We start from the raw sequence: 4,388 nt of genomic DNA, 5'->3' as shown, positions 1-4,388 counted from the left end.
GACGAGCAGACGCTTCAATTGATCCGCAAGGGCGGCAGCACCTCATCCGATCGCGAGGCGATAAGGCTGCTGCGTCTCAGCGGCATCCTGTCTATGGCGACCTGGGTGTCCGGCTTCGAGGACGAAGGGTTTCGCGACCTGTGGCGCGGCTTTCGCCAACTCATCGCCTACGACCCCGACCAGATCCAGGCGCTTTATGTGACGCCGCATCGCTGGACGCCGTTCTTCCGCATCGCGCGGGATCGCAAGGTGATCCAGCAGGATGCGCGCCTGTGGGACTACAAGCACCAGGTGCTGCAGATGACGCGGCTGAGGCCGTGGATGCTGTTCTTCAGCGTCAAGCTGATCGAGCTAGCGGTGCAATCACGGCCGAAGGCGCTGGCCCGCATCCTGTTCCACAAGGATCCCGAGCAGCGCCATTCGATGCGCTGGTACACACAGATGGGCCGCCGCGTGTGGTTCCGCGAGGTCTGGGGCTTTCTGGTCCGCGACATCAGGGTGAAAGACGGCCCGACGCTGGCCGAATTCTGGGGCGCGCCGCAGGACGCCGAGGAGGAATCGATGTCCGTTCGACGCCCGGCCCGAAAGCCCGCCATTCCCACCATCGACAATATTGAAGATTCCGAGGCGAGAAAGTTAGCCGGCTGACGAGCCCCTCAGGGCACGATCAGCGTGCCGGCGCCATGTTCGGTGAACAGTTCCAGCAGCACCGCATGCGGGGTCTTGCCGTTGAGGATGACGACGCCTTCGACGCCGCGCTCGATCGCTTCGATGCAGGTCTCGACCTTGGGGATCATGCCGCCCGAGACCGTGCCGTCCTTGATCAGCGCCTTGGCCTCGGCCACGGTCAGTTCGTCGATCAGCTTCTTGTTCTTGTCGAGCACACCCGGCACGTCGGTGAGGAACAGCAGGCGCGTCGCCTGGCAGGCGCCGGCAATGGCGCCGGCGAAGGTGTCGGCGTTGATGTTGTAGGTGTGGCCATCGCGTCCCGGCGCCACCGGCGCCAGCACCGGGATCATTTCGGAGCGTGCCAGAAGATCAAGCAAGGTACGGTCGACCTCGACCGGCTCGCCGACGAAGCCGAGATCGAGCACGCGCTCGATGTTGGAGTCCGGATCGATCATGGTCTTGCGGGCCTTTTCGGCGAACACCATGTTGCCGTCCTTGCCGCACAGGCCGATCGCCCATTCGCCCTCGGCGTTGATCAGCGCGACGATCTCCTTGTTGATCGAACCGGCCAGCACCATTTCGACGATCTCGACCGTCTTCTGGTCGGTGACGCGCAGGCCGCCTTCGAACTTGGATTCGATGCCCATCTTGGCCAGCATGGCGCCGATCTGCGGGCCGCCGCCGTGGACGACGATCGGGTTGACGCCGGATTGCTTGAGCAGCGCGATGTCGCGCGCGAAGGCCTTGCCGAGCTCGATGTCGCCCATGGCATGGCCGCCATATTTCACCACGACCGTCTTGTGCTCGTAGCGCTGCATGTAGGGCAGCGCCCGCGACAACAGGGCTGCCTGCATTTCGGCGGTGGCGGTTATTTCCGTCATCGGCTTGGTTCCCTGGAGATCGGTAAGGACGGCGGCGTCTTAGCGGGAATTGGCGCCGCCCGCAAATGGCTTTGCTGTCATATTCGAGCGCTTCACGACCTCGTCATCGTGTCGGCACCATCAGCGGCGCCCTGCGACCCAGCCAACCCGAGATCTTCTCCATCTGCGCGGCGAGCGACAAAAGCGTCTCCTCGTCGCCCGGACGGCCGGCAGCCTGGACGCCGATCGGCAGGCCGGCGTCGGTGACATGGACCGGCAGGGCGATCGATGGCTGGCCGCTGACATTCTGGATCGCCGGCCAATGGGTGAACCAGAGGCTCTTGTCCATCAACTGGCCGAAGAACGGCTTCAGCTTCAGCAAGGGCGTCAGGTGAAGCTTGTCGAGCAGGTTCTCGATGAGGTCGTCGGCGCCTTTCGGATCCATTGCGCCGCAGGCAAGCGGCGGGTGGGCAATGATCGGCATCAGCACGGCGTCATACTGCGCGGTCTCTGCGATCAGCCGCCGTGAGGCGGCATGCAGCCGCTGCAGGTCGGCATAGGTCTCGCCGGCCGACACCAGTTCGCCGAAGCGGGCGAGCACGCGCGTCGCCCGCTCGATGTCGCCGGCAACGGAACGGCCGACGCGCAGCGCTTCGGCCCGCATCGTGCCAGCGACGGCGGAGGCAACCGTTCTGCAGAAATCGGCGAAGAAATCGCGGCCGATAAAGGGCAAGTCGATCTCCTCGACCGTGTGGCCGCCCTCGCGGGCAAGCGCCACCGCCGTGTCGAGCGCCTCGAGCGTCTCGTCCGAGATCGGCAGGCGAAGCGGCGATTTGCGGTACACGGCCAGGCTGAGCTTGCCGGGATCGCGCGCGGCGGCAGCCGCGAACGTGCCTTTCGGCCGCGGCGCGGCATAGGGCGACAGAGGATCGGGCCCGTGGGTCAGGTCGAGCAGCAGCGCGCAATCGCGCACCGAACGGGTGAGCGCATGGTCGACGACCATGCCGTACCAGCTTTCGCTCACCAGGGGCGTCAGCGGTGTACGGCCGCGCGACGTCTTCAGGCCGACAAGTCCGGTGCAGGCGGCAGGCACACGGATCGAGCCGCCGCCATCGGAGGCATGCGCCACCGGCACGACGCCGGCTGCGACCAGTGCTGCCGAACCGCCCGAAGAGCCGCCGCTGGTATGGCCGGTGTTCCACGGATTGCGGGTGATGCCAAAGGCCCTGGATTCGGTCATCAATCGAAGCCCGTGCTCCGGCGATGTCGAGGTGACGATCGGGATAAGTCCGGCAGCGAGATAGCGGTCGGTCAGCGCCGAATTGACGTCGGCCAGCCATGCCGGAATGCGGCTGCCGCCATGCGTCGGCACGCCCTTGATGGCGATGCCGAGATCCTTGATGGCGAAGGGAACACCAGCCAGCGGCAGCGAGGGGTCGACGGTCTTGGCGCGGACGCGGGCGGCATCGTAGAGCGGTTCGGCCGTGGCATTGATGTCGGGACGGGTGGCCTCGGCGCGGGCAATCGCGGCGTCGGTCAGTTCGACGGCCGAAACCTCGCCCTTGCGGACCAGATTGGCGAGGCCGGTGGCATCTTCTTCCCAAAGGATCCGTTCGACCGACATGCGCGCTCCCCCATCAATGAAGGCAAGCTAGCCAGTGGCAATTCCATTGGCAATCGACCGACGGATCCGGGCCGGTGACACACAAAAGCTTAGGCGTGCACAAGGTTATTTCCGTCGTTGCAAATACATGGCAATCGCCTAATTTGCCTGCAATGACGCCGCAGGACATCACCAAGCTGATCGTTCGGACTTCGATGAAGGATCGGGCCGCGTTCGATCTGCTTTACCGGCAGACCAGCGCGAAACTTTTTGGCGTCTGTCTTCGTGTATTGAACGACCGGGGAGACGCGGAAGAAGCGCTGCAGGAAGTCTTCGTCAAGATATGGACGAAGGCCGACCGTTTTGCTGTTTCCGATCTAAGCCCGATCTCCTGGCTGGTGGCAATCGCGCGCAATCATGCGATCGATCGCATCAGAGCGCGGCGCAAACCCGCCGCCGACATCGATGCCGCGCTCGACGTGGCCGATCCGGCGCCGGGGCCTGAAGCGATGGCGGTGGCGGGCGACGAATCCGAACGTATCCACCATTGTCTCGATGAGCTGGAGAAGGACCGGGCAGCAGCCGTCCGGGGCGCCTATCTCAAGGGCGAGAGCTATGCCGAACTGGCGGAGCGCCATGGCGTGCCGCTGAACACGATGCGTACATGGCTGCGCCGCAGCCTGTTGAAACTCAGAGAATGCCTGGAAAGATGACGCTGGCAGAAGACACAGGACCGGAACGTGGAGGCGACGACCTGCTCGCCGCCGAGTACGTTCTCGGCGTGCTCGATGCCGACGAACGCCAGATCGTCTCTCGCCGCATTGATGCGGATACGGCTTTCGCCCGTCTTGTCGAGGACTGGGAGGTCAGTCTCTCACCGCTTGCCGCCGCCTATCGGGAAGTCGAGCCGCCGGTTTCGGTGAAGACCGCGGTCGACCGCCGCCTGTTCGCTACCGCTGCCGCGGTGAGCAGGCCCGCCGAAGTGCGCGGCGGCCTGTGGTCCAGCCTGGCCTTCTGGCGCGGCCTTGCCGCAGCCGCGGTTGCGGCACTGGCGATTTACATCGCCGTGCCCATTCTCAACCCACCGGTCGAGCAGCCGCAGGCGCGACTCGTCGCTTCGCTGGCCGCCGAAGGCAGCGACGTCAAATATCTTGCCGTCTACGACGCCGCGCATCACGAAGTCGGCCTGTCGCATGTCTCCGGTGAGCGTGCTTCCGGCAAGGACTTCGAGCTGTGGATGATCGAGGGCAAGAACC

At 64.9% G+C, this 4,388-nt stretch carries 4 protein-coding genes and 1 pseudogene; 3 read left to right on the top strand and 2 right to left on the bottom strand.

Annotated features, from left to right (window positions below):
• Positions 1-648: pseudogene (locus EN925_RS24795) on the top strand (magnesium-protoporphyrin IX monomethyl ester cyclase); the annotation flags it as partial.
• Between the two features lie 8 nt (positions 649-656).
• On the opposite strand, the gene argB reads toward EN925_RS24795, so the two are convergent.
• Both argB and EN925_RS24785 read right to left on the bottom strand, forming a co-directional pair.
• Entirely contained in the window at positions 657-1,550 is an 894-nt protein-coding gene (argB, locus tag EN925_RS24790) for an acetylglutamate kinase (RefSeq protein ID WP_013528489.1), read from the bottom strand.
• A gap of 103 nt (positions 1,551-1,653) precedes the next feature.
• Positions 1,654-3,153 (bottom strand): amidase, encoded by a 1,500-nt coding sequence (locus EN925_RS24785; RefSeq protein WP_127370182.1) that lies wholly within the window; start codon positions 3,151-3,153, stop codon positions 1,654-1,656.
• 152 nt (positions 3,154-3,305) lie between these two features.
• Here EN925_RS24785 and EN925_RS24780 point away from each other — a divergent pair, with 152 nt between their 5' ends.
• Both EN925_RS24780 and EN925_RS24775 read left to right on the top strand, forming a co-directional pair.
• Entirely contained in the window at positions 3,306-3,845 is a 540-nt protein-coding gene (locus tag EN925_RS24780) for a sigma-70 family RNA polymerase sigma factor (protein ID WP_013528490.1), read from the top strand.
• Positions 3,842-4,388: anti-sigma factor (locus EN925_RS24775; RefSeq protein ID WP_128337002.1), on the top strand; the 547-nt coding region annotated here is incomplete at its 3' end. The genes EN925_RS24780 and EN925_RS24775, both read left to right, overlap by 4 nt.

The organism is Mesorhizobium sp. M7A.F.Ca.US.006.04.2.1 (assembly GCF_004022915.1).
GTDB classification, from domain to species: Bacteria; Pseudomonadota; Alphaproteobacteria; order Rhizobiales; family Rhizobiaceae; genus Mesorhizobium; species Mesorhizobium ciceri.
Note: the sequence above shows the minus strand (reverse complement) of the source record. Positions and strands in the feature narration are given on the sequence as shown.

Bases quoted from the DNA above. Each gene is read 5' to 3' on its own strand.
- EN925_RS24785 (WP_127370182.1), bottom strand. From the start codon at position 3,153: ATGTCGGTCGAACGGATCCTTTGGGAAGAAGATGCCACCGGCCTCGCC.
- EN925_RS24780 (WP_013528490.1), top strand. From the start codon at position 3,306: ATGACGCCGCAGGACATCACCAAGCTGATCGTTCGGACTTCGATGAAG.
- argB (WP_013528489.1), bottom strand. From the start codon at position 1,550: ATGACGGAAATAACCGCCACCGCCGAAATGCAGGCAGCCCTGTTGTCG.